Raw genomic sequence first — 21,825 nt, 5'->3', positions numbered from 1 at the left:
ACCTGACGAAGCAGAAACATCCAACGATATGAAGGAGCAATAATGCGCAAGATCTCTGTCCTGCTCGCGACGCTGGGCCTCGTGCTCGCGGGGGCGCTGTTCCCCATGAGCGCGCAGGCCTCGACAGCCTGTGACACCGCGTGGCACAACGCGACGTCGGGAAATTTCTACGCCTTCGACTTCATGAACTGCTCCGGCAAGCTGGGCAGCACTACCGGCAACGACTCGAGCTGGTCCGACTCCTCCGGAGGGTTCCAGGGCTCCGACGGGAACAAGGCTCACTCGCTGCTGCACAAGGGAACCTCCGGAATGGCGGTCAAGGTCTACAGCGGGGTGTCCTACCAGGGCAACTGGAGCTGCATCAAGAAGTCCGAGTTCTACGTCAGCCAGCTCTACGGTGACTACCTGACCGGCGGGTCCGGCTCCTACCAGGCCTGGAACTCGATCAGCTCCCACAAGTGGGTGCGCGAGGCAGACTGCGGCACCCACTTCCTGCACTGACGATTCCGTATGGACGTGTCAGACGTACGGGTCCCCCGGGCGACCCGTACGTCTGACGCCGTCGTCGGGCCGGCGCCCTGCTCCGGCCGCCGTCGACCAGGTGTTCCGGGGCGGCGCCTACCGCCTGAAGGGACGCAACTGCAACCCTTTGCGCGACGCCGCAATGACGTGTCGCGCGGTTCACCGCCTCACTTAGTCTCTTGCCTCCGGATGCTCTACGCCGAGGCAGGGGGAGACGATGGTGCGGTTCCAGCTGCTCGGTCACGTGTCCGCCCTGAGCGACGGCGGGCCGGTCCCGCTCGGCACGGCGCGTCAGCGGGCCGTGCTGGCGGCGCTGCTGGTGGAGCCGGGCGTGCCGGTCTCGCTCGACCTGCTGGTCGAACGGGTATGGGGCACGTCGCCGCCGCGGAGCGCGCGGCAGACCCTGCACAGCTACATCTCGCGGCTGCGGTCCGTGCTCGATGACGCGGGCGGCCCGGCGCCCGTCCGTCGGTCGGGCGGCTACGCGCTCGACGTCGACGCGGCGACCGTGGACCTACACCAGTTCCGCGCGCTGGTGGCGCAGGCGAGGTGCGCCGACGACGGCCGCGCCGACTCCCTGTGGCAGGACGCCCTGGCCCTCTGGCGGGGCCAGCCGTTCGCCGACCTGGACAGCGACTGGCTGCGGTCCCTTGCCGTGACGCTCGAGGCAGAGCGCCAGTCGGCCGCTCTTGACCAGCACGACCTGCTGCTTCGTCGCGGCGAGCACGCGCGGCTCCTGCCTGAGGTGGCCGCCCTCGCGGAGACGCACCCGCTCGACGAACGTCTGGCCGGGCAGCTGATGCTCGCGCTGTACCGGTGCGGGCGTCAGGCCGATGCCCTTGCGCACTTCCGGCTGGTCCAGGAACGGCTGGCCGACGAGCTCGGCAGTGATCCCGGTTCGGCGCTCTGCGAGCTGTACCAGCGGATTCTGCGGCACGATCCGGAGCTGGCTGCGCGGCCCGGCCCATCGGGTCCGGGCGGTCAGGCTGCCGCCGTCGTCGACGGTGCCGCCCACGCCGAGGCCGGCGCCGGCGCCTCCGCTGCCGCCGCCGTCGGCCGCGCGCCTCGGCCCGCCCAGCTGCCCCTCGATGTGGCCGGGTTCACCGGGCGCGACGACGACCTGCGGCGCCTCGACGAGCTGCTGCCCGATGCCGCGAACGACGACGCGTCCCGTGCGGTCGTGATCACGGCGATCGGCGGGACCGCCGGGGTCGGCAAGACTGCGCTCGCGGTGCACTGGGCGCACCGGGTCGCCGACAGATTTCCCGACGGGCAGCTCTACGTGAACCTTCGGGGCTACGACCCGGAGCAGCCGATGCGGCCCGCCGACGCCCTCGCCCGGTTCCTGACCGCGCTCGGCGTCCCGGAGCGCGAGGTCCCCCTGGACGACGACGAGAGGGCCGCCAGATACCGCAGCGAGCTGGCCGGACGCCGGATGCTGATCGTGCTGGACAACGCCGGCGACGTTGCACAGGTGCGGCCGTTGCTGCCCGGAAGCGGCTCGTCGCTGGTGCTGGTGACCAGCCGGGACAGCCTGGCCGGGCTGGTCGCCGTCCACGGTGCCCACCAGGTCGGTCTCGATCTGCTGGCGGACGCCGAGGCGGTCGACCTGCTGCACCGGCTGATCGGCGAGCGGGTGGTGGCGGAGCCGGAGGCTGCCGCGACGCTCGCCGAGCAGTGCGCCCGGCTTCCGCTGGCGCTGCGGGTCGCGGCCGTGCTGGCGACGTCCCAGCCCGACCGTCCCCTGGCCGACGTCGTGGCCGAGCTGGCCGACCGGCAGGAACGGCTCGAACTGCTTGATCCAGGCGGCGACCCATACGCTGCGGTCCACGCGGTCTTCTCGTGGTCGATCCAGCACCTGCCGGAGCAGGCGGCACGCACCTTCTGGCGGCTCGGCCTGCACCCCGGCCCGGACCTGGACCAGTACGTGGCCGCGGCCCTGACCGGCTCGGCGCCGAACCGGGCTCGCCGGGTCCTGGAGACGCTCGTCAGTGCCCACCTGCTCCACCGGACCGGCCCTGGCCGCTACGGCATGCACGACCTCTTGCGCGCCTATGCTGCCCAACTGACCGTCACCGAGGAGACAGCACAGGATCGTGAGACGGCAGAGGACCGGCTCTTCGCCTATTACCTGGCCGCCGCCGTCGCCACGATCGACACCCTCCGCCCGGCGGAGACGCTCTACCGGCTCGAGGCATCCAGTCCGAGTCCTGCTCTACCGGACCTCAGCACGCCCGACGCCGCTCGCGGCTGGGCGGAGGCTGAGCGGTTCTGCATCGTGGCGATCGCGGAGCGCGCCGCCGACACAGGCAGGTTCGGCTGTGCTGTCGGGCTCGCCCGGAGCCTGCATCTCTACCTCGTCAACACCCACATCACCGACGTACTGACGATCAACGGTCACGCTCTGCGCGCCGCCGAGGCCGCCGGGGACACGATCGGTCAGGCCCACGCACTCCGTCAGCTCGGCGTGGTCCATACCAGAATGGGCCAGCACGGCGCGAGCTTCGACTACCTGCGGCGAGCTCTTGCCCTGTTCCAGCAGGCCGGGGATCTTGCCGGTCAAGGCATGGCGCTGACCGGTCTCGGCTCCACGAGGTACCAGCTGGGCGAGCACAAGGCTGCCCTGGACGATCACCTGAACGCGCTTGCGCTGGCCAGACAGGCCGGCGACCGGCGCGGTGAAGCTGTTGCGCTGAGCAACGTCGGGATCGTTCAGGGACGCCTGGGCGACGACGCCGCCTCGATCGCGACCCAGTACGAGTCTCTCCGGATCGTGCGGGAGATCGGTTCCCGGCAGTCCGAGGCTGTCACGCTGAACAATCTCGCCAGCGTCGAGATGCGGCTGGAGCGGTACGCCGAGGCGGCCGGCCACCTGCGGGAGGCGCTGGCGATCATCGAGGACCTCGGTAGTGACCGGGGCAGGGCCCATGCGCTGGACACACTCGGCATCCTGCACCTTCGCCTGGGTGAGCCAGGTCCCGCCACTGACTGCTTCCGGCGAGCACTTGCCGAGTTTCGTGTCGTCGGCGAGCGGGTCGGCCAGGCCTGGTCGACCAACGGTCTCGGCGAGGTCGCCCGGTTCACCGGCGATGCCGCCGCCGCACTGGCCCTGCACGCCGACGCACTCGCGATCGCCACTGCCGCCGGTGGCCGCTACCAGCAGGCCCGTGCCCACGCCGGGATCGGCCACGCGCACCGCGCCCTGGGCGACCCGGACCAGGCCCGAATCCACTACGAGAACGCCTACCTCATCTACACCGAGCTCGACATGCCTGATGCCGCGGATATGTTTGAGCTGATGGGCGATGTGCCGGCCGCGTGACCAGCTCGCCGAGCGACCATGGCGAATCTGCCGAGGCAGCGACTGCGCGGGACTTCGCCGCCTTCCATGCCACGTCGTCTCGCACGTCGGCGCTGGTGCATGTATCACCCGGCGCACCACCTACGCGCTTGGCTTCGGCGGCTCGACGGAGAGGTACTGGCGCCCATGATCTGGTTTCAGGTGCTCGGCCACGTCTCGGCCCGGAGCGAGCGCGGTCAGGTCCCGCTCGGCGCGGCTCGTCAACGGACCGTGCTGGCCGCGCTGTTGATCGAGCCTGGCACGCACGTCTCGCTGGATCGGCTCGTCGACCGGGTGTGGGGCACGACGCCGCCACGCAGCGCCCGGCAGACCCTGCACAGCTACGTGTCGCGGCTACGGAGCGTGCTCGACGACCACGACGGGCCCCTTCTTGAACGCCGGTCCGGCGGGTATGTGCTCCGGGCGGATGAGTCCGCTGTGGATCTGCAGCGCTTCCGTGCGCTCGTCGCGCAGGCCAGGCGGGCCGACGACGCCGTCGCCGGCGCGCTGTGGCAGGAAGCGATGGGCCTGTGGCAGGGTCGGCCGTTCGCCGACCTGGACAGCGACTGGCTGGAGTCCATGGCGGTCCGGCTCGAGGCCGAGCACCATGCCGCCGTCCTCGACCGCAACGACCTGCTGCTGCGATCGGGGGAGCACGCGCGACTTCTTCCCGAGGTGGCCGCCGCCGTGCAGACTCATCCGCTTGACGAACGTCTAGCCGGGCAGTTGATGCTCGCGCTGTACCGGTGCGGGCGCCAGGCCGATGCCCTGGCGCACTTCCGGCTGGTCCAGGAGCGGCTGGCCGACGAGCTCGGCAGCGACCCCGGGCCGGCGCTCCGTGAGCTGCACCAGCGGCTCCTGCGGCACGACGACGAGCTAGCCGCGCCTACCGGCGCCAAAGAAGACCTCTCCGTGCCGGTCGGACGACTGCATCAGCCGGCGCAGCTTCCCCTCGACGTGGCCGGGTTCACCGGGCGTTCCGCCGACCTGCGGCGCCTGGACGAGCTGCTGCCCGACGCCACGAATGACCGTGCGGCGCGAGCGGTGGTCATCACCGCGATCGGCGGCACCGCTGGAGTCGGCAAGACTGCGCTCGCGGTGCACTGGGCCCATCAGATCGCAGACCGGTTCCCCGATGGCCAGCTGTATGTGAACCTTCGCGGGTACGACCCGGAGCAGCCCATGCGCCCGGCCGATGCGCTCGCCAGGTTTCTGACCGCGCTCGGAGTTCCGGCGCGTGACATCCCCCTGGACGCCGACGAGCGGGCCGCCAGATACCGCAGCGAGCTGGCCGGGCGCCGGATGCTGATCGTGCTGGACAACGCGGGCGGCGTGGCCCAGGTGCGGCCCCTACTGCCCGGGAGCGGCTCGTCGCTGGTTGTCGTCACTAGTCGAGACAGTTTGGCGGGGTTGGTCGCCGTCCATGGTGCGTACCACGTCGACCTTGAGGTGCTGCCGACGGCAGAAGCCGTAGGTCTGCTGCGCCGTCTGATCGGCGAGCGGGTCGAGCAGGAACCGGAGGCAGCCGTGACCCTTGCGGACCAGTGCGCTCGACTTCCGCTGGCGCTGCGGGTCGCCGCCGTGTTGGCGACGTCCCGGCCGGACCTCTCGCTGGCCGAGGTCGTGGCCGAGCTGACCGACCGGCAGGAACGGCTCGAGCTTCTCGATCCCGGCGGCGACCCATACGCTGCGGTCCACGCCGTCTTCTCGTGGTCGATCCAGCACTTGCCCGAGCAGGCGGCACGCACCTTCCGGCGGCTGGGCCTGCATCCCGGGCCAGACCTTGACCACCACGTGGCCGCGGCCCTGACCGGCCTGGCGCCGCACCGTGCCCGCCGGGTCCTGGAGACGCTGGTCAGTGCTCACCTGCTGCACCGGACCGGATCGGGTCGGTACGGCATGCACGACCTGTTGCGCGCTTACGCCATCCATCTGGCCGCCGTCGAAGACACCGACGGTGAGCGGCAGGAGGCGGAGGAACGGCTCCTCGGTTATTACCAGGCCTCGGCCTTTGCTGCTGTGAACATCCTGTACCCGGGCGAGGTCTCGTACCGCCCTCCCGCCGCTGATCCGGGTACTCCGACTCCGGACCTGACCCAGCCGGGTCCGGCGCACGACTGGCTGCGGAACGAGTACCTGTGTGTGGTCGCGATCGTGGAGCATGCGGCGGATCACCAGAGATCTGGCTATGTCGTCGGGCTTGCCCGGATCCTGTACCGCCACCTGGTGGAGACCAACCTGACGGGCCTGGTCGCCCTCAGCGGTCACGCGCTGCGTGCTGCCGAGGACGCTGGCGATCTGAACGGTCAGGCCCACGCACTGTGTCAGCTCGGCATCGGCCATTTCTGGATGGGCCAGGACGAGACAGCTTCCGAGCTTCTTTGGCGAGCCCTGGCCTGGTACCGGCAGGTCGGCGATCTGGTGGGTGAAGCCCGCACCCTGACCGCTCTCAGCCAGATCAGCTACCAGCGCGGCGGGTACGAGATCGCACTTGAGGATCTGCGGAAGGCGATCGCCCTGTATCGCCAGGCCGGCGACCGGCTCGGCGAGTCGAAAGCGCTGAACGGCATCGGCCTGGTCGAAGAACGGCTGGGTAACTATGCCCAAGCCGTCGAGATCTTTCAACAGGACCTGGTGATCGTCCGGGATCTTGGTGTCCGGTCCGCCGAGCCAACGGCGTTGAACAACCTGGCCAACGCTGAGCTGAGCCGGGGGCGGCGCTCTGCGGCGGCAGAGTACGTGCGCCAGTCGCTCGCCGTCGCCGAGGAGCTGGGCAACCCGACCAGCAAGGCCCATGCCCTGGATACGCTCGGCATTCTCTACCTTCGCCTGGGTGAGCCAGGGTCGGCCGGCGAGTGCTTCCAGCGGGCGCTGGCCCACTTTCGGCGGATCGGCAAACGAGGCGATCAAGCCTGGTCGATCAACGGCCTCGGCGAGGTCGCCCAGTTCGACGACGACCCAGCAACCGCCCTGCACCTGCACACTGACGCGCTCACGATCGCCACCGAGGACGGGCTCCGGCACCAGCAAGCCCGCGCCAACGCCGGCATCGGCCACGCGCACCGCACGCTCGGTGACCTCGATCGGGCACGGACCCACTACGAGCAGGCACGTGCGATCTATACGGAACTCGGCATGCCCGAGGCCGAAGACCTGCATGCCCCGCTCGAGGCGGTGTCCGCAGCTACCCCATCGCGCGTGCCAGCGGCCTAGCGGCCGTGCCTTCCTGCCGAGCCGCGGCGCCCCGTGACGCCCTCAGCCCGCGGCGTCCGGCGACCGCCACAGCACTCCCGCGACGCTCTGCCGCACGCCGCGCGGCACCACGTCGGCCGGCATCATGCGTGCGATCCGCCGCGCCGGCGACGCGGCGACCTTGCGGTGCACGTACGGGTAGAGCGCGCGCAGCCGGTCGAACTCGGCGCGGGTCCCGGCGTCGTCGTGCCCGGGGAGGGCGTCGAGCGCGGCCCACGTGTCGTCGGCCAGCGCGCGCAGCGGCGCCGGGACGGGCACGTCCTGCCACGTGACCTCGACGCGGTGCAGCGTGGGGTCGATGAACGCGTCGACGCGGTGGACGGCGTCCATGTCGCGGGGGTCGACCATCGGCAGGTCGAGCGCGGCGGCGGCGGCGAACACGGGCTCGTCCCAGTCGTGGATCAGGTCGCCGTAGTGGACGAACGCGCGCGGCGTCGCCCGCGTCGCGAGCTCTGTGCCGAGCATGAGGTTGATCCAGCCCGCGACCCGGTCCACCACGCCCCGGCCCTTGTGGTACGCGGCCTTGGAGCCCACGACTTCGGCCGGCGGGCGCAGCATGGTGATGCACGACGCCGTGGCCCCGATGCTCGCGGCGGCCTCCTGCCAGAGCTCGAGGAACCAGAGCAGCCGGGGGTCCTTGATGACGAGGTCGCCGTACTCGGCGATCTGGGCGTCGAGCCAGGCCCGGATCTGGGCGAGCGCGTTCCCCTCGGCGCCCGCGCGGTCGACGAGGTGCCAGGCGATGGGGCGGGGGTCCGACGTCTGCACGCCCGCCGACCGCAGCATCGAGCTGTGGAAGTCCACCACCCACTGCGGCTCGGAGAAGCCGCGCGGGTTGGACGGGTCGGCCTCGACCTCGGGCCCCGGCACCTGCAGCCCGAACTCGCGCAGCACCCCGGCGAGCGTGCTCGTGCCGCTGCGGCCGGAGCCGGTGACGTAGACGATGCGGGTAGGGGCGCTCATCGGGCGTCGGCCGCCAGGGGCGCCGGAGCGCCGTGCACCACCGGGGCCCACGGGGTGGCCTCGTCCAGCGCGTCCAGGTCGTAGCCGTGCGCGCGGATCCGGTCCCCGAGGTGCTCGTTGACCACGTTGCGGTAGCGGGGGAGCAGCGCGGCGTCGGTCACGTAGCGCAGCAGGTCGGCCCGGGGCGTGCCCCGGCGCGACCCGAGGTCCGCGACGTGGCTCCGGACCCGGCCCGCGAGCTCGGCCCGGCCCCCGGTCCGCCACAGCTCCGCGTACCGGTTGCTGTGCCCGGCGTCGACGGCCTCGACGGCGTCACCGCCGAGGTCGATGCCCAGGAACCGGGCGACGCGGCCGAGCTCGTGCGCGGGGTCGCGCATCAGGTGCTCGTACCGCAGCACCAGCAGGTTCTCGATGTGCAGGGCGTCCTCCGCGAACACGTCGTGCGCGTGCACCCAGTGCTCGATCAGCCGGGGGAACCCGTACGTGAACCGCCCGCGGGTGCGCGTGGCCCACTTGCGCACGGCCAGCGCCTGCACCACGGGGTGCCGGGTGACGACGATGAAGCGGGACCCCGGGAAGATCTCCTGGAAGAAGCGCATCTTCGTCAGGTTGGGCGGCGACTTCTCGACGAGCACCGCGGCGTCCAGGTCCCAGTAGGGCGACCAGCTCTGCCAGAGCCGCGTACCGGCGTCGGGCACGCGCCGCGCGTCCTCCTCGGTGAGGTGCGCCCGCGGGTGAAACGACCATTCGGACGTATTGCCCAGCCCGCCCACATAAGTGTCCTGAATGTGCTGACCCTCGTCCATGACGGCGCCCGTCTCGGTCAATCTGGAAGCACTCGGGCTCGAACCGATAATTCGCGCTATCAGCGTGGTCCCGCTGCGATGCAGGCCGCCGACAAAGGCGATGCGACGGTCGTTCCAGGGCATGCTGGTCGTGCTCGTTCCGGACATCGGTAAACCTCAGCTGGTCGGCTGGAAATGTGGTCGCTGGCGCCCCGCAAAAATATGCGATGAATGTGCCGCGTGCGACCCGAATCGTCCGATCGCCCCACCATTCCCGAACTGCGGGACCGGGACCGTCACCCCAGGATGGTGGCGCATCGCCACAGGGGCCGTCACGGGGGAGGTCGAACGGCGGCGCCCCGGGCATTCCGCGCTGTCGTGATCGCCGGTATTGTCCGCACCTGTGTCCCCAGCACGCTGTACGACGTCGTCCGCGGCCCGGCCGGGGCGCGCCCCGGGCAGGGCCGTCGCCCGCGCGGTGCTGACACTGGCGGTGGGTGCGGCAGCGGGCGTGTGCCTGACGGCGTGCGCCGGCCTCCTCGCCCCCGGCGCCGAGCCGATGCCCGCGCCGGGGATAGCCCCCGGCGTCGTGGGCGCGGCGGCGTCCGTCGAGGTGGCGCGCTCTTCGCCATCGACGTCGCAGCCGACGTCGCACCCCACGTCGGTGGGGTCGATCACGGGGGAGCACACCCAGGAGTCCGCGGCGGTGGACGTGCAGCCGGCGCCCAGCGACTCGGCGTCGCGCGGCGACGACCGGGATCCCGCGCCCGGGTCGGGCGACGACGTTGGACCTGGCGGAGACGGGTCGGGCGGCGGCACCGGCGGCACCGGCGGCGGGGACGGGGGCGGCACAGGCTCCGCGCCCGACCTGACCGACGCCGTCCAGTACGCGGCCGCCCTGGAGGACGCCGTCAACGGGCACCGCATCGCGAACGGCCTGCCCGCCCTGGTCCACGACGCCTGCGCGTACGACGTCGCGCTGGAGCGGGCCCAGGCGCTGATCGGCCAGGAGCTGGCGCACGCGCCGCTCGAGCCGATCTTCGAGGCCTGCCCCACCACGGCGGTCGCGGAGAACCTGGCCAAGGGCGCGTGGTCGCCGGCCGAGGCCGCGCAGGGCTGGATGGACTCCGAGGGCCACCGCGCCAACATCCTGAACGGCGACCTGACTCGCGGCGCCGTCGCCTGTGTGCCGGACGGCGGCGATCCCGCCGCGCCGGTCATGATCTGCGCCCACGTGTTCCTGGCCTAGAGCGTGGCCTGGACCCGTTCCGGTTGTGGACGCCCGCGCCGCGGTGTCGAATCGAGGTCGTGCTCCGCACCACGACCCGCCTCGCCGTCGCGCTCCTGACGGCCACCGCGCTGCTCACCGCCTGCTCGGCGGGGAACGGCACCGACCCGCGCGGACCCGAGCAGGCGCCCGGGGCGACTGCCGCGCCCGAGCCGACCTGGACGCCGTCCGACGACGTGGACCTGACCGACCGCGAGCAGTACGCGGCCGCCCTGGAGGACGGCGTGAACGCCGCCCGCGCGCAGCTCGACCTGCCGGCGCTGCAGCACGACGAGTGCCTCGAGTCCACCGCGACCGAGCGGGCAGCGGCGCTGATCGGCGCGCCGGAGCTGGTGCACGCGCCGCTGCCGCCCGTGCAGAAGGTCTGCCCTGGCGGCAAGCTCGCCGCGGAGAACCTCAGCCGCACCGACCGTCCGCCGCAGGACGTGGTGCGGGCGTGGCTGGACTCGCCGTCGCACCGGGCCAACCTCATCAGCGCCGATCTCGTGCGGGGCGCCATCGGCTGCGTGCGCGACGGCGGCACGACCGCAGCGCCCGTGCTGATCTGTTCCCATGTGTTCCTGGGTTGACTCTCCCCACACCCTCCGCGATACGCGGTCAAGCCGACCCGAAGCGCCCGTTATGGTGTGAGCCGCGCACCCCGTCCGGAACGACCGCAGGAGAAAAATGGCGCAGGCGACGACCACCGCCGTCGACCGACCCACCGGGCCAACCCCGGAGCCCCGCGGTCCAGGGTCGGACCCGGCTCCCGGAGCCGGTCACGCGTTCCGCACCGACATCAACGGGCTCCGCGCCGTCGCCGTGCTCGCGGTGGTCGTCTACCACGCGGGGATCGCGGTCCCCGGCGGGTTCACCGGCGTCGACGTCTTCTACGTCATCTCCGGCTACCTCATCAGCTCGCTGCTGCTGCGTGAGGTCGGCCGCAGCGGGACGGTCGACCTGGTCCAGTTCTGGACCCGCCGCATGCGGCGGCTCGTGCCGGCGCTCGCGCTGGTCGTGAGCGTCACGCTGATCGCGTGCGTGCTGCTCCTGTCGCCGCTGGTCTGGGGGCGCCTCGCCTGGCACGGCGCGGCCTCCATGCTGTTCGTCTCCAACCTGCTGTTCCCCTACCAGGGGCAGAACTACTTCTCCGACTCCGTCACCCCGAGCCCCTACCTGCACACGTGGTCGCTCGGCATCGAGGAGCAGTTCTACATCTTCTGGCCGCTGCTCATCCTGCTGGCCGTCGCCCTCGCCCGGCGCACCCGGCGCGTCCCGGCGCGCCGCATGCTGCAGATCCTGTTCGCCGGCACGTTCGTCGTGTCGCTGGCGGCCTCGGTCTGGCTGACGGACGCCGCGCCCGACTGGGCGTTCTATATCCTCCCGACCCGGGCCTGGGAGTTCGCGGGCGCGGCCCTCGTCGCGACGCTGCCGTGGGAGCGGCTCGCCGGACGCACCCGCCTGCGGCCCCGGTTGCTCCGGGCGCTGCTCGGCACCGCCGGGATCGCGCTGCTGGCGCTGTCCTTCGTGGTCGTGCGCGAGACCGACCCGTTCCCCGGCACGATCGCCCTGCTGCCCGTGGGCGGCGCGCTGCTGGTGCTCGCCGCGGGCAGCGTCCCGGCGTCCGGCACCTGGGTGGACCGCGTGCTCGACCTGCCCGTGCTGCAGCGGATCGGCGACGTCTCCTACTCCTGGTACCTCTGGCACTGGCCGTTCGTGGTGCTCACCACCGCCGCCGTGCAGGACGACGCGATCTGGATCAAGGTGCTCGCCTCGGTCGCCGCGCTGGGCGCCGCCGCCGCGACCTACCGCTGGGTCGAGAACCCGATCCGGTTCAGCCCGGCCCTGAGGTCGTGGCGGCGCACCGTCGCCGTCACCGCGGTCATCGGGCTCGCCGTGGGCGCCCTCAGCGTCGGCACCCGCGTCGCAACGGGCGCGGTGCTGGAGCGCGAGCCGTACGCCTCCGCCGTCGCGGCCGGCGCCGAGCCCAAGCCCTACGGCTGCACCGAGATCACCGAGACGACGTCGGGCACCGACGTCTGCATGCTCGGCGACGTCAAGGCCGACACCACCGTGCTGCTCCTTGGCGACTCGCACACCATGATGTGGGTCCCCGCCTTCGACGCCGCTGCCGCCGACACCGGCCTGCGCCTCGCCGTCCGCTGGCGGCACGGCTGCCCCGCCGCCGAGATCAACGTGCAGCAGCCCGCCGAGCGCGGGTCCTGCGGCGGCTTCCAGGCCGAGTCCCTGCGCGTCGTCGACGACCTGCGGCCCGACGCCGTCGTCGTCAGCCAGGCCCAGATCTACGCCAACCGCATGCAGCACGCCGACGGCACCCTGATGACCGAGGACGAGGTGCGCGCGGCCTGGACGAGCGCGAACGACGCGCTGTTCGCGCACCTCACCGCCGTGACCCCCGACGTCGTGGCGGTCAAGGACAACCCGCAGCTCGACGTCGACCCGCTCGAGTGCCTCACCCGGCCCTGGCCCGGGCTCGGCGACTGCAGCATGACCCGCGCGGAGGCCGAGGAGTCCAACGGCGAGCTGCCCGGCATCAGCGCCGGCATCTGGAAGAAGTACGGTGTGACGACCTGGGACGGCGTCTGGTCCGAGACGTGCGACGCCGACCGCTGCGGCGTCGGTGACACGAGCCACCCCGTCTACCGGGACTTCCACCACCTCAGCGTGGACTACGTGCTGACCCAGGTGCCGGCCGTGGAGAAGATGCTCAGGGCCGCCGCCAGCAGGGCCGCCGTCAGCAGGAGCGCGTCGGTAAGCGATAACGGGTAACGAAAGGGAACAGCGGACCATGGTTCACGACCAGGCCCAGGCGCGGGGCGCCGTCGACCGGTTCTTCAAGATCAGCGAACGCGGCTCCACGGTGTGGACGGAGGTGCGCGGCGGGCTCGTCACCTTCTTCACGATGAGCTACATCGTCGTGCTGAACCCGCTGATCCTCGGCAACGTGCCCGACGGGACCGGCCAGTTCCTCGGCGGCAACTCCACGGGCGGGGACCTGGCGGCGATCGCGGCGGCGACCGCCCTCGTGGCCGGCGTCATGTCGATCCTCATGGGGCTCGTCGCGAACTTCCCGCTGGCGCTCGCGGCGGGCCTCGGCCTGAACGCCGTCGTCGCGTACTCCGTGGCCGCCCTGCCGGGCATGACCTGGGCCGACGCCATGGGCATCGTGGTGCTCGAGGGCCTCGTCATCCTGCTCCTCGTGGTCACCGGCTTCCGGGAGGCCGTGTTCAACGCCGTGCCGCGGGAGCTCAAGATCGCGATCAGTGTCGGCATCGGCCTGTTCATCGCGTTCATCGGCGTGTTCGACGCCGGCTTCGTGCGCATCCCCGCGTCCCTGGCGACCCCCACGGAGCTCGGCATGGCCGGGTCGGTCGGCACGTGGCCGCTGTTCGTGTTCGCGTTCGGCCTGCTGCTCGCTGCCGTCCTGATGGTGCGCAAGGTGCGGGGCGGCATCCTCATCGCGATCATCGCGTCGACGGTGCTCGCGGTGGTCGTCGAGGCCGTCGCCAGCATCGGTGGGCGCAGCGAGGACAACCCCGGCGGCTGGGCGCTCAATGTCCCGGCGCTGCCGGACTCGGTGGTGGCGCTGCCCGACTTCTCGCTGATCGGCCAGTTCTCGCTGTTCGGGTCGATCGAGAAGATCGGCCCCGTCGCCGTGATCCTGCTGGTGTTCACGCTCCTCATGGCCGACTTCTTCGACACGATGGGCACGATGGTCGCCATCGGCGGCGAGGCCGGGCTGCTCGACGCGAAGGGCAACCCGCCGCGGACCACCCAGATCCTGATCGTCGACTCGCTGGCCGCGGTGTCGGGCGGCGCGGGCTCGGTCTCCTCGAACACGGCGTACGTCGAGTCGGCGTCCGGCGTGGGCGACGGCGCCCGGACCGGGCTCGCCGCCGTCACCACGGGTGTGGCGTTCCTGCTGACGACGTTCCTGTCGCCGCTGGTGGAGGTCGTACCGCACGAGGCGGCGACCCCCGTGCTCGTGATCGTCGGGTTCCTCATGGTCGTCCAGGTGACGGGCATCGACTGGACCGACCTCGAGGTCGCCATCCCGGCCTTCCTCACCATGGTGCTCATGCCGTTCGCGTACTCGATCACCGTCGGCATCGGGGCGGGCGTGATCTCGTTCGTGCTGCTCAAGATCGCCGTAGGCAAGTCCCGCAAGGTGCACCCGCTGCTCTGGGTGGCGGCGGCCCTGTTCGTCGTCTACTTCCTCCTGGGCCCGATCCGCACCGCCTTGGGCATCTGACCCGGGGGGGCGGGTCGAGTCGCAAGGTCCGCGTCGAGAACAGGATCTTGCATGGGTTTGGGGCGAAACTCATGCAAGATCGAGTTCTCAAGGCGGACCTTCACCGCGCGGCTGCCGGGCGGGAGGGGTGGCCGGGGTGAGGGTGAGCGCCGCGCCCGGGGTGGGGTACTGACCGGGGCGCCAGCCGTGCTTCTTCAGCACCCTCGCGACCTGCTTCCCGATCCCGCCCGGCTTGTCGTTGTCCTTGGGCTTGAACCGGAGCATGATCACCAGTCCGGACGACAGGAGCTGGTTCTGGCGGGGCGCGTCACGGACCAGCGCCTGGGGTGTGCTGTGCGGGCCGACGCCGTCGACCTCGACGACGAGCCAGCGACCGTCCGGCAGCCGCCAGATGAAGTCGACGCGCGCCACGACCGTGCCGTCCATCGTGATCCGGACCTGGATGTCGTCGGGTGGAATGCCGTTGTCGTGAAACGACAGTCGCACGGACGACTCGGCCGTTGACTCAGACCGCTTGTCGACGAGTGGGAACAGATCATGGACATGGGCGGCGCCCGGCCGGCCCCGCAGCAGGTCGTGGACGGCGGCGAGCCTGGCCGGCGTCATGGCGCGCCGACGGGCGACGTCGTCGAGGACTGCCAGGACGTTGTCCCGCGGGAGGCCGGGGAGTCCCTGGGCGAGTGCATGGTCGATCCGGGCTACGTCCCGGTCGCCGATCTGGATCGTGGGGAACGACGTGTATTGCCGCACGGTCCCGAAGCGACTGGCCCGCCATGACCCGTCGGGCATCGCTACCTCAGGCTCGAAGTCCCGGGGTAACCCCTGCACGCCGTGCAGGACGAGCGCCCCGGTGCCCACGGCGATCGTCTCGGGGCCGTGAGAGAGCAACGCCAGCCACGTCCGCCACCGTTCGGCGTGGGTGAACCAGTCGTCCCGGACCCGTGCCTCGAGCGGGACCGGGTCCGTGTCGTAGACGCCGCGCAGGGGCCGGCGCCAGCGATCCTGCTGGACGAGGCGGGAGCGGGTCTGACGGCTGATACCGAACTCGTCGCACTGGCGGTTCGTCAGGAGGCCCTGCTGCCTGTCCAGGGTGGGCTTGGCGTCGGCGGGGATCTTGAAGGGCTTTGGCATGCGCCGATCGCAGCAGACCTTGGAGGTGGCCGACGGCGTTGGTGCCGATCGCTGTGGACAGGGGAGGCGTGCTGAGCCCTGCGGTCGCGCTCTCTCCGTTGGAGCACCGTCGCGGGGGTCTCTCCGGAACGCGTGTGATTTGTCGGAGCGAGTCACCGCCGGCGCCGCCGCCGTCGTCGAAGCTCCGCAGAAAGGTCCGCCTCGAAAACGCAGTCCAGCATGGTTTTGAGCCGAAACCCGTGCCAGATCGTGTTCTCGAAGCGGACCTCTCTTGCGGCCGCGACGCGTTACGCCGCCAACGTCTGCCGCTCGGGCTCCGCCACGATGTCCGGGTGGGTGACCTGGAGGTACGGGCGGGGGATGCGGTGCGAGCGGGAGAGCCGGGCGCGCACGCGGACGTGCCACGTCCGATACGCCCACACGGTCGCGAGCACGGCGACCAGCAGCGTCGCCACGGCGCCGATCAGCACCGCGTACCGCGGCCCGAACGTCTCGCCGATCCAGCCGACCACGGGGGAGCCCAGGGGCGTGGTGCCGAGCAGCACCATGACGTAGATCGACATGACGCGGCCGCGCAGCTCGGGCGCCACCGAGAGCTGGATCGCCGCGTTGGCCGAGGTCAGCATGGTCAGCGACGCGAAGCCGACAGGGATGCACATCAGCAGGTACCCGAGGTAGGTCGGCATAACGGCCTGGATGCCCATGGCGATCGCGAACGCGAACGCCGCACCCAGCACGAGCCGCACGCGCGGCCGCTCGCGGCGGGCCGCGAGGAGCGCGCCGGCGAGCGAGCCGATCGCGAGCACGGACCCGAGGATGCCGTACTCGCCGGCGCCCCGCCCGAACTCGACGCGCGCCATCATGGCCGAGGTGAGCTGGAAGTTCAGGCCGAACGTCGAGACCACGCCCATGACGACCATGATCACCACGATGTCGCTGCGGCCGCGGATGTAGGCGAGGCCCTCGCGGATCTGCCCCTTGGCGCGCGAGGCGATCGGGAGCGCGTGCAGGTCGCGCATCCGGGTGAGCGAGATGATGACGGCACCGAACGCGATGCCGTTGATGATGAACACCCATCCGCTGCCGACGGCGGCGATGAGCAGGCCCGCCACGCCGGGCCCGATGAGCCGCGCGGCGTTGAAGTTCGTCGAGTTGAGCCCGACGGCGTTCGCGAGCCGCTTGGTCGGCACGAGCTGGGCGACGAACGTCTGGCGCACGGGGCCGTCGATCGCGCTCACGACGCCCAGCAGGGTCGCGAACACGTACACGTGCCACAGCTCGGCCGCGCCGGACAGCACCAGCACACCGAGCCCGAGGCCCAGCACGCCCATGCCTCCCTGCGTGAGCATCAGGAGCTTGCGGCGGTCGACGCGGTCGGCGAGCAGCCCGGCCCACGCGGACAGGAAGATGTGGGGGATGAACTGCAGTGCGGTGACGATGCCGACGGCGACGCCGGAGTTGTCGGTGAGGAGGGTCAGTACGACCCAGTCCTGGGTCACGCGCTGCATCCAGGTGCCGATGTTGGCGACGAGAGCGCTGGCGAACCAGAGGCGGTAGTTGCGGTATTTCAGACTGGCAAAAGTTGCGCTCATCGAGCGGCGATCCGGATGAGGAGCTCGTTGGCTCCCGCAAGGATCTCTCTCTCCTCTACGGTCAGGGTGGACAGTTGCTTGGTGAGCCACGCGTCCCGACGACGCCGGGTCTCGGCCACCTCGCGCACGCCGGCGGCGGTGAGCCGGACGACGACCTGGCGGCGGTCCGTCGCGTGCTCCACCTTCTCGACGAGGCCGAGCTCCGCCAGGGTGTTCACGGCCCGGGTCATCGACGGCGGGCGGACCCGCTCGTGCTCGGCGAGGGAACCAGGGGACATCTCGCCGTGCTTGTGCAGCACTGTCAGGATCCCGAACTGGCCCTCGGGGAGGTCGGCCTCGCCTCGTTCGGCGCGCAGCCGGCGGGAGATGCGGGTGAGGGCGACACGGAGGTCACCGCCGACGGTGGCCGGGCTTCGGCTGGATCTGCGGGAGCTCGACACCGCACCATCCTAGATCATTAGCCTTGCTAACGGTACGTGGGTGCGGTCACACCAGGTCCGCGAAGTAGAGCGCCTGTCCGAGCCTCCCCGGTATCGCCGGGGAGACTCAGACAGGCGCTCTACTTCGCGGACCTGCCTCGGTGAAGCTGCTGGGAGTCAGCGCGCGCGGTGCGACTGCGCGAACTGGGCCGGACCCGGCTGGACCTCCTGCTGGACGTTCTCGAACCGCCGGCCCTGCTCGCTGTGCGCCTTGAGCCGGTTCTCGAACTCGGCCTGGGTGCGCAGCTCGTCCTCGGTCGGCCACAGGCCGATCCCGAGGATCAGCAGGAACGTCACGACGCTCACCGCCATCACGAGCGGAACGAGCAGCTGCATCGTGGACGCGCCGGCCGGCACGCTGTCCACGGGGTTGATCACGGAGACGCCTGCCATACCGGTGTAGTGCATGCCGGTGACGGCCAGCCCCATGATCAGGGTGGCCACGATCGTGGCGAGCGTGCCCCGGATGTGGACGGTGCACCACAGCGCGGCGGTCGCCGCGACGATTGCGATGATCACCGAGGCGATCACATAGGTCGGGTTGTAGACGACCTCCGCCGACATCTCCATCGCTTCCATGCCCATGTAGTGCATGGCCGCGACGCCGGCGCCCGCGAGGGCACCGCCGACGAGCATCGCCGGGAGCTTTCGCTTGCCCAGCTCGGTGATGAAGAGGCCCGCACCGACCACGACGATGGCGATCGCCGCGCTCAGGAGGGTCTCGGGGACGTCGTACCGGATGGTGACGCCGGAGGCGGAGAAGCCCAATATGGCGACGAAGTGCATCACCCAGATGCCGGTACCGCCAAGGGCGATGGCACCGAAGACGAGCCACACCGCGCGCGCGCCGCCCGAAGCCGCTCGGGCACGAGACGTGCACGCAAGGCCCGTCGCAGCGCCGGTGCACGAGATCGCGTACGCCAGCAAAGGCGTCACGATCCCGAATGTGAAGTGGTCGATCACTGGCATGGTGTTTGAACAGCCCCTCGAATGGTTCCCTCTGTTGCGGAAACGTTACAGAGTCCCTGTACCCCGGACAATAGGCAGAACTACCCGTCGACAGGATATTGCGGACGTGATCGCGCTGGTCAGAAGGTTTCGACGAGATAGTCGACGCAGGCAGTAAGTGCCGCGACGTCGTCCGGGTCGACGGCGGGGAACATCCCGATGCGGAGCTGGTTGCGTCCGAGCTTCCGGTACGCGAACACGTCCTGGACGCCGTTGGCGCTCAGCTCGGCGATCAGCCGGCCGGCGTCGATCCGCTCGTCGAGGTCGATGGTGCCGACCACCGTGGAGCGCTCCTCGGGGCGCGCGACGAACGGCGTCGCCCACTCCCGCGCCTCGGCCCAGGAGTAGAGGATCTCGGCCGACGTCGCGCTGCGCTTCGTCGACCACTCGAGCCCGCCCTGGGCGAGCAGCCACTCCACCTGGTCGGCCAGCAGCAGCAGCGTCGCGACGGCCGGCGTGTTGAGCGTCTGGTCCTGCCGCGAGTTCTCGATCGCCGCCGTGAGCGACAGGAACTCCGGCACCCAGCGCCCCGAGCCCTCGACGCGCGCGGCGCGCTCGACCGCGGCGGGGGACAGGACGGCGAGCCACAGGCCGCCGTCGGCCGCGAACGCCTTCTGGGGGGCGAAGTAGTAGGCGTCGGTCTGGCTCAGGTCCACGGGCAGCGCGCCCGCGCCCGACGTCGCGTCCGTGAGCACGACGGCGCCGTCGGGCCCGGACGGGCGCAGCACCGGGGCCATCGCCCCGGTGGAGGTCTCGTTGTGCGGGGTGGCGTAGGTGTCGACGTCGTCGGCCGCCGCGAGATAGGCCACCGAGCCCGGCTCCGCCGAGATCACCTGGGAGGGCTCGAGGAACGGCGCGCGCGACGTCGCGGTGGCGAACTTGCCGCCGAACTCGCCGAACGCCGCGTGTTGCGCCTTGCGCTCCACGAGGCACAGGGTGGCGACGTCCCAGAAGGCGGTGGAGCCGCCGTTGCCGAGCGCGACCTCGTAGCCGTCGGGCGCGCCGAGCAGCTCCATGACACCCTCGCGAATGCGGCGGACCAGGTCCTTCACGGGCGGCCGGCGGTGCGACGTACCGAGCACGTGTGCGTTCGCCACGAGATGATCGACCTGGGCAGGGCGCACCTTGGACGGGCCGGAACCGAATCGGCCGTCGGCGGGCAGCAGGTGTGTCGGGATTGTCAGTGGCACAGAACTAGACTAGGACCTGGGCCGACGCCGTGGCCGCACGAGTCCAGGGCGACGAGGCGGCTGCGCGCATGACGGGAGCTGACGTGACGGATCTGATCGACACCACCGAGATGTACCTCAAGACGATCTACGAGCTCGACGAGGAAGGCATCACGCCCCTGCGCGCGCGCATCGCGGAACGTCTGGGGCACTCGGGTCCGACGGTGTCGCAGACGGTGGCGCGGATGGAGCGCGACGGCCTGGTGATCGTGACGGGCGACCGCCACCTCGAGCTCACCGAGCTGGGCCACGACAAGGCGATGCGCGTGATGCGCAAGCACCGCCTCGCGGAGCGCCTGCTGACCGACGTCATCAAGCTCGACTGGGAGCACGTGCACGTCGAGGCCTGCCGCTGGGAGCACGTGATGAGCGACCTCGTCGAGAAGCGCCTGGTGGGCCTGCTCGACCACCCGCACCACGACCCGTACGGCAACCCGATCCCCGGCCTGTCCGAGCTCGGCGAGGCCTACACCGACGTGCCGTTCCTGACGGGCGTGATCTCGCTGCCGTCGGCGTTCGAGGCCGCGGCCAAGAAGGGCATCAAGGGCGAGCCGCTGGCGGCGTCGCTCACCCGCATCGCGGAGCCGCTGCAGACCGACGTCGAGCTGCTCGCCCGCCTGTCGGACGCCGGCATCGTGCCCGGCTCCCGCATCACCGCCGAGCTCACCGACGGGACCTACACCGTGACCGTGGACGGCGCGGGGACGACGCTCGAGCTGGGCGAGGACCTGGCCCGCCACCTCTTCGTCGCGACGGCCTGAACCGCGGCCCCGGGCGTCGCCCGAGCCGCGGCCGCGGGCCGTCCCCGGACCGGCTGGGCCCCGCCCGAACGGTCTGTTTTGCCGGAAAGGTGACGCCGCACTTCCGACACGTCATGGCATTCGTTGCCGGAACGTGACATCACGGGTGAGGTCCGGTACGTTCGGACCGCTCCCGCGGAGCTATTCGTGGGAGTCCTCGGACGGACGCCGAACTCTGTCACCGGCCGGGGCCCCAAGACGACCGCATGACAGAGGCGGGGGACCCACCATCGGGCGCCAGGGCGCGTCCTCGGGGTGAAGCCGGGTATTCCTTCGGGAGTGCACGGCCGGGTGATTTCTCCCACCCGAACCCGACAGCTGACCTCGAAGGCGTTCAAGGAGAGGTACTACGTGACTGCACGTACGACCAGCGCACGCCATCGTGCTGCGCGACGACCCGTGACTCCGCTCACCGAGCTCGCCCACAACGCCGCAGTCGGTCGCCGTACCGCTGTCGCCGCTGCCGGTGGCGCGCTTCTTGTCTCGACTTTCGGCGGCGCTATGGCCGCCCAGGCCGCTCCGGTGGAGACCGGCCACGCCAAGATGAACTCGGTCGACCTCAACGCTCTGACGTCGCAGGCCCGGGAGGCGCTGGCCAACGCTCCCGTGGTGACCGTCGCCGCCGACGCCGAGCTCAACGTCGAGAAGACCGCGGTCTCCGTGGTCTCCGCTGCAGAGAACGACGAGTACCAGGCACAGATCGCCGCCGAGGAGGCCGAGGAAGCCGCTGAGGCTGCCGCCGCCGAGGCCGCTGAGGCTGCCGCTTCCGTCGACGTTCCCGCGTCGGCGATCGGCAACTCCGTGATCTCGATCGCGAGCCGCTACATCGGCGTCCCCTACGTCTCCGGCGGATCCACGCCGAGCGGCTTCGACTGCTCCGGGTTCACCGCCTACGTGTTCGGCCAGCTCGGCATCTCGCTGCCGCACTCGTCGTCGGCGCAGCCGGGCTACGGCACCGTCGTGCCGGCGTCCGAGGCGCAGCCCGGCGACCTGATGTGGACCCCCGGGCACGTGTCGATCTACGCCGGTGGCAACACCATGATCGACGCCTCCAAGCCGGGCACCGTGGTCGACTTCCGCCCCATCTGGCAGTCGAACCCGACGTTCGTCCGCATGGGCTGACCTCAGCCGCGCAGTACCGTGATCCGCGAAGTAGAGCGCCTGTCCGAGTCTCCTCGGACAGG

General features: G+C 71.0%; 16 protein-coding genes and 1 riboswitch. Of the genes, 9 read left to right on the top strand and 7 right to left on the bottom strand.

Annotated features, from left to right (window positions below; genetic code table 11):
- The first annotated feature begins 42 nt into the window (after positions 1–42).
- The 3 genes from ACFT2C_RS15165 to ACFT2C_RS15155 all read left to right on the top strand — a co-directional run bounded on the left by ACFT2C_RS15165 (position 43) and on the right by ACFT2C_RS15155 (position 7,075).
- Complete coding sequence (locus ACFT2C_RS15165; RefSeq protein ID WP_377207892.1) at positions 43–501, top strand: hypothetical protein; 459 nt, start codon at positions 43–45, stop codon at positions 499–501.
- Between the two features lie 238 nt (positions 502–739).
- The gene (locus tag ACFT2C_RS15160; protein WP_377207891.1) at positions 740–3,844 is read left to right on the top strand and encodes a tetratricopeptide repeat protein; all 3,105 of its coding nucleotides are present in this window, start codon (positions 740–742) and stop codon (positions 3,842–3,844) included.
- A gap of 165 nt (positions 3,845–4,009) precedes the next feature.
- Positions 4,010–7,075: a tetratricopeptide repeat protein gene (locus tag ACFT2C_RS15155; RefSeq protein WP_377207890.1), complete on the top strand. Its 3,066-nt coding sequence runs from the start codon at positions 4,010–4,012 to the stop codon at positions 7,073–7,075.
- A 42-nt stretch (positions 7,076–7,117) separates the two neighbouring features.
- Here the strand turns inward: ACFT2C_RS15155 and ACFT2C_RS15150 are convergent, their stop codons facing one another.
- Together ACFT2C_RS15150 and ACFT2C_RS15145 are read right to left on the bottom strand one after the other, a co-directional pair.
- Positions 7,118–8,077 carry a sulfotransferase family protein gene (locus ACFT2C_RS15150; RefSeq protein ID WP_377207889.1) on the bottom strand — a complete coding sequence of 320 codons (960 nt, stop codon included), beginning with the start codon at positions 8,075–8,077 and terminating at the stop codon, positions 7,118–7,120.
- Positions 8,074–9,030, bottom strand: a complete 957-nt coding sequence (locus tag ACFT2C_RS15145) for a sulfotransferase family protein (protein ID WP_377207888.1) — start codon at positions 9,028–9,030, stop codon at positions 8,074–8,076. Before ACFT2C_RS15145 ends, ACFT2C_RS15150 begins: the two co-directional genes overlap by 4 nt.
- A 235-nt stretch (positions 9,031–9,265) precedes the next feature.
- On the opposite strand from ACFT2C_RS15145, the gene ACFT2C_RS15140 reads away from it, so the two are divergent.
- From ACFT2C_RS15140 to ACFT2C_RS15125, 4 genes are all read left to right on the top strand, one after another.
- Positions 9,266–10,111: a CAP domain-containing protein gene (locus ACFT2C_RS15140; protein ID WP_377207887.1), complete on the top strand. Its 846-nt coding sequence runs from the start codon at positions 9,266–9,268 to the stop codon at positions 10,109–10,111.
- A 59-nt stretch (positions 10,112–10,170) separates the two neighbouring features.
- A complete protein-coding gene (locus ACFT2C_RS15135; protein ID WP_377207886.1) occupies positions 10,171–10,719 on the top strand; it encodes a CAP domain-containing protein in 549 nt (182 codons plus the stop codon).
- A 97-nt stretch (positions 10,720–10,816) separates the two neighbouring features.
- Positions 10,817–12,919 (top strand): acyltransferase family protein, encoded by a 2,103-nt coding sequence (locus ACFT2C_RS15130; protein ID WP_377207885.1) that lies wholly within the window; start codon positions 10,817–10,819, stop codon positions 12,917–12,919.
- 19 nt (positions 12,920–12,938) lie between these two features.
- On the top strand, positions 12,939–14,402 hold the full coding sequence (locus ACFT2C_RS15125) for an NCS2 family permease (RefSeq protein ID WP_377207884.1): 1,464 nt from the start codon (positions 12,939–12,941) through the stop codon (positions 14,400–14,402).
- Positions 14,403–14,489: 87 nt separating this feature from the next.
- On the opposite strand, the gene ACFT2C_RS15120 is transcribed toward ACFT2C_RS15125, so the two are convergent.
- The 5 genes from ACFT2C_RS15120 to serC form a co-directional block, all read right to left on the bottom strand.
- On the bottom strand, positions 14,490–15,533 hold the full coding sequence (locus ACFT2C_RS15120) for a type IV toxin-antitoxin system AbiEi family antitoxin domain-containing protein (protein WP_377207883.1): 1,044 nt from the start codon (positions 15,531–15,533) through the stop codon (positions 14,490–14,492).
- A gap of 287 nt (positions 15,534–15,820) precedes the next feature.
- A complete protein-coding gene (locus ACFT2C_RS15115; protein WP_377207882.1) occupies positions 15,821–17,125 on the bottom strand; it encodes an MFS transporter in 1,305 nt (434 codons plus the stop codon).
- The gene (locus ACFT2C_RS15110; protein WP_377207881.1) at positions 17,122–17,565 is read right to left on the bottom strand and encodes a MarR family winged helix-turn-helix transcriptional regulator; all 444 of its coding nucleotides are present in this window, start codon (positions 17,563–17,565) and stop codon (positions 17,122–17,124) included. Before ACFT2C_RS15110 ends, ACFT2C_RS15115 begins: the two co-directional genes overlap by 4 nt.
- Positions 17,566–17,721: 156 nt before the next feature.
- Positions 17,722–18,540: an MHYT domain-containing protein gene (locus ACFT2C_RS15105; protein WP_377207880.1), complete on the bottom strand. Its 819-nt coding sequence runs from the start codon at positions 18,538–18,540 to the stop codon at positions 17,722–17,724.
- A 152-nt stretch (positions 18,541–18,692) separates the two neighbouring features.
- Positions 18,693–19,802, bottom strand: a complete 1,110-nt coding sequence (gene serC / locus ACFT2C_RS15100; protein WP_377207879.1) for a phosphoserine transaminase — start codon at positions 19,800–19,802, stop codon at positions 18,693–18,695.
- 83 nt (positions 19,803–19,885) lie between these two features.
- Here serC and ACFT2C_RS15095 point away from each other — a divergent pair, with 83 nt between their 5' ends.
- Complete coding sequence (locus ACFT2C_RS15095; RefSeq protein WP_377207878.1) at positions 19,886–20,602, top strand: iron dependent repressor, metal binding and dimerization domain protein; 717 nt, start codon at positions 19,886–19,888, stop codon at positions 20,600–20,602.
- Positions 20,603–20,797: 195 nt separating this feature from the next.
- A riboswitch (cyclic di-AMP (ydaO/yuaA leader) is annotated at positions 20,798–20,990 on the top strand.
- A 2-nt stretch (positions 20,991–20,992) separates the two neighbouring features.
- Positions 20,993–21,763 (top strand): C40 family peptidase, encoded by a 771-nt coding sequence (locus tag ACFT2C_RS15090; protein ID WP_377207877.1) that lies wholly within the window; start codon positions 20,993–20,995, stop codon positions 21,761–21,763.
- Positions 21,764–21,825 lie beyond the last annotated feature (62 nt).

Source organism: Promicromonospora sp. NPDC057138 (assembly GCF_042670845.1).
Taxonomy (GTDB): domain Bacteria; phylum Actinomycetota; class Actinomycetes; order Actinomycetales; family Cellulomonadaceae; genus Promicromonospora.
Note: the sequence above shows the minus strand (reverse complement) of the source record. Positions and strands in the feature narration are given on the sequence as shown.

Excerpts from the sequence above, each read along its gene's own strand:
- ACFT2C_RS15160 (WP_377207891.1), top strand. The coding sequence starts at position 740 with ATGGTGCGGTTCCAGCTGCTCGGTCACGTGTCCGCCCTGAGCGACGGC.
- ACFT2C_RS15155 (WP_377207890.1), top strand. The coding sequence starts at position 4,010 with ATGATCTGGTTTCAGGTGCTCGGCCACGTCTCGGCCCGGAGCGAGCGC.
- ACFT2C_RS15150 (WP_377207889.1), bottom strand. The coding sequence starts at position 8,077 with ATGAGCGCCCCTACCCGCATCGTCTACGTCACCGGCTCCGGCCGCAGC.
- ACFT2C_RS15125 (WP_377207884.1), top strand. The coding sequence starts at position 12,939 with ATGGTTCACGACCAGGCCCAGGCGCGGGGCGCCGTCGACCGGTTCTTC.
- ACFT2C_RS15120 (WP_377207883.1), bottom strand. The coding sequence starts at position 15,533 with ATGCCAAAGCCCTTCAAGATCCCCGCCGACGCCAAGCCCACCCTGGAC.
- ACFT2C_RS15130 (WP_377207885.1), top strand. The coding sequence starts at position 10,817 with ATGGCGCAGGCGACGACCACCGCCGTCGACCGACCCACCGGGCCAACC.
- ACFT2C_RS15115 (WP_377207882.1), bottom strand. The coding sequence starts at position 17,125 with ATGAGCGCAACTTTTGCCAGTCTGAAATACCGCAACTACCGCCTCTGG.
- ACFT2C_RS15165 (WP_377207892.1), top strand. The coding sequence starts at position 43 with ATGCGCAAGATCTCTGTCCTGCTCGCGACGCTGGGCCTCGTGCTCGCG.
- ACFT2C_RS15145 (WP_377207888.1), bottom strand. The coding sequence starts at position 9,030 with ATGTCCGGAACGAGCACGACCAGCATGCCCTGGAACGACCGTCGCATC.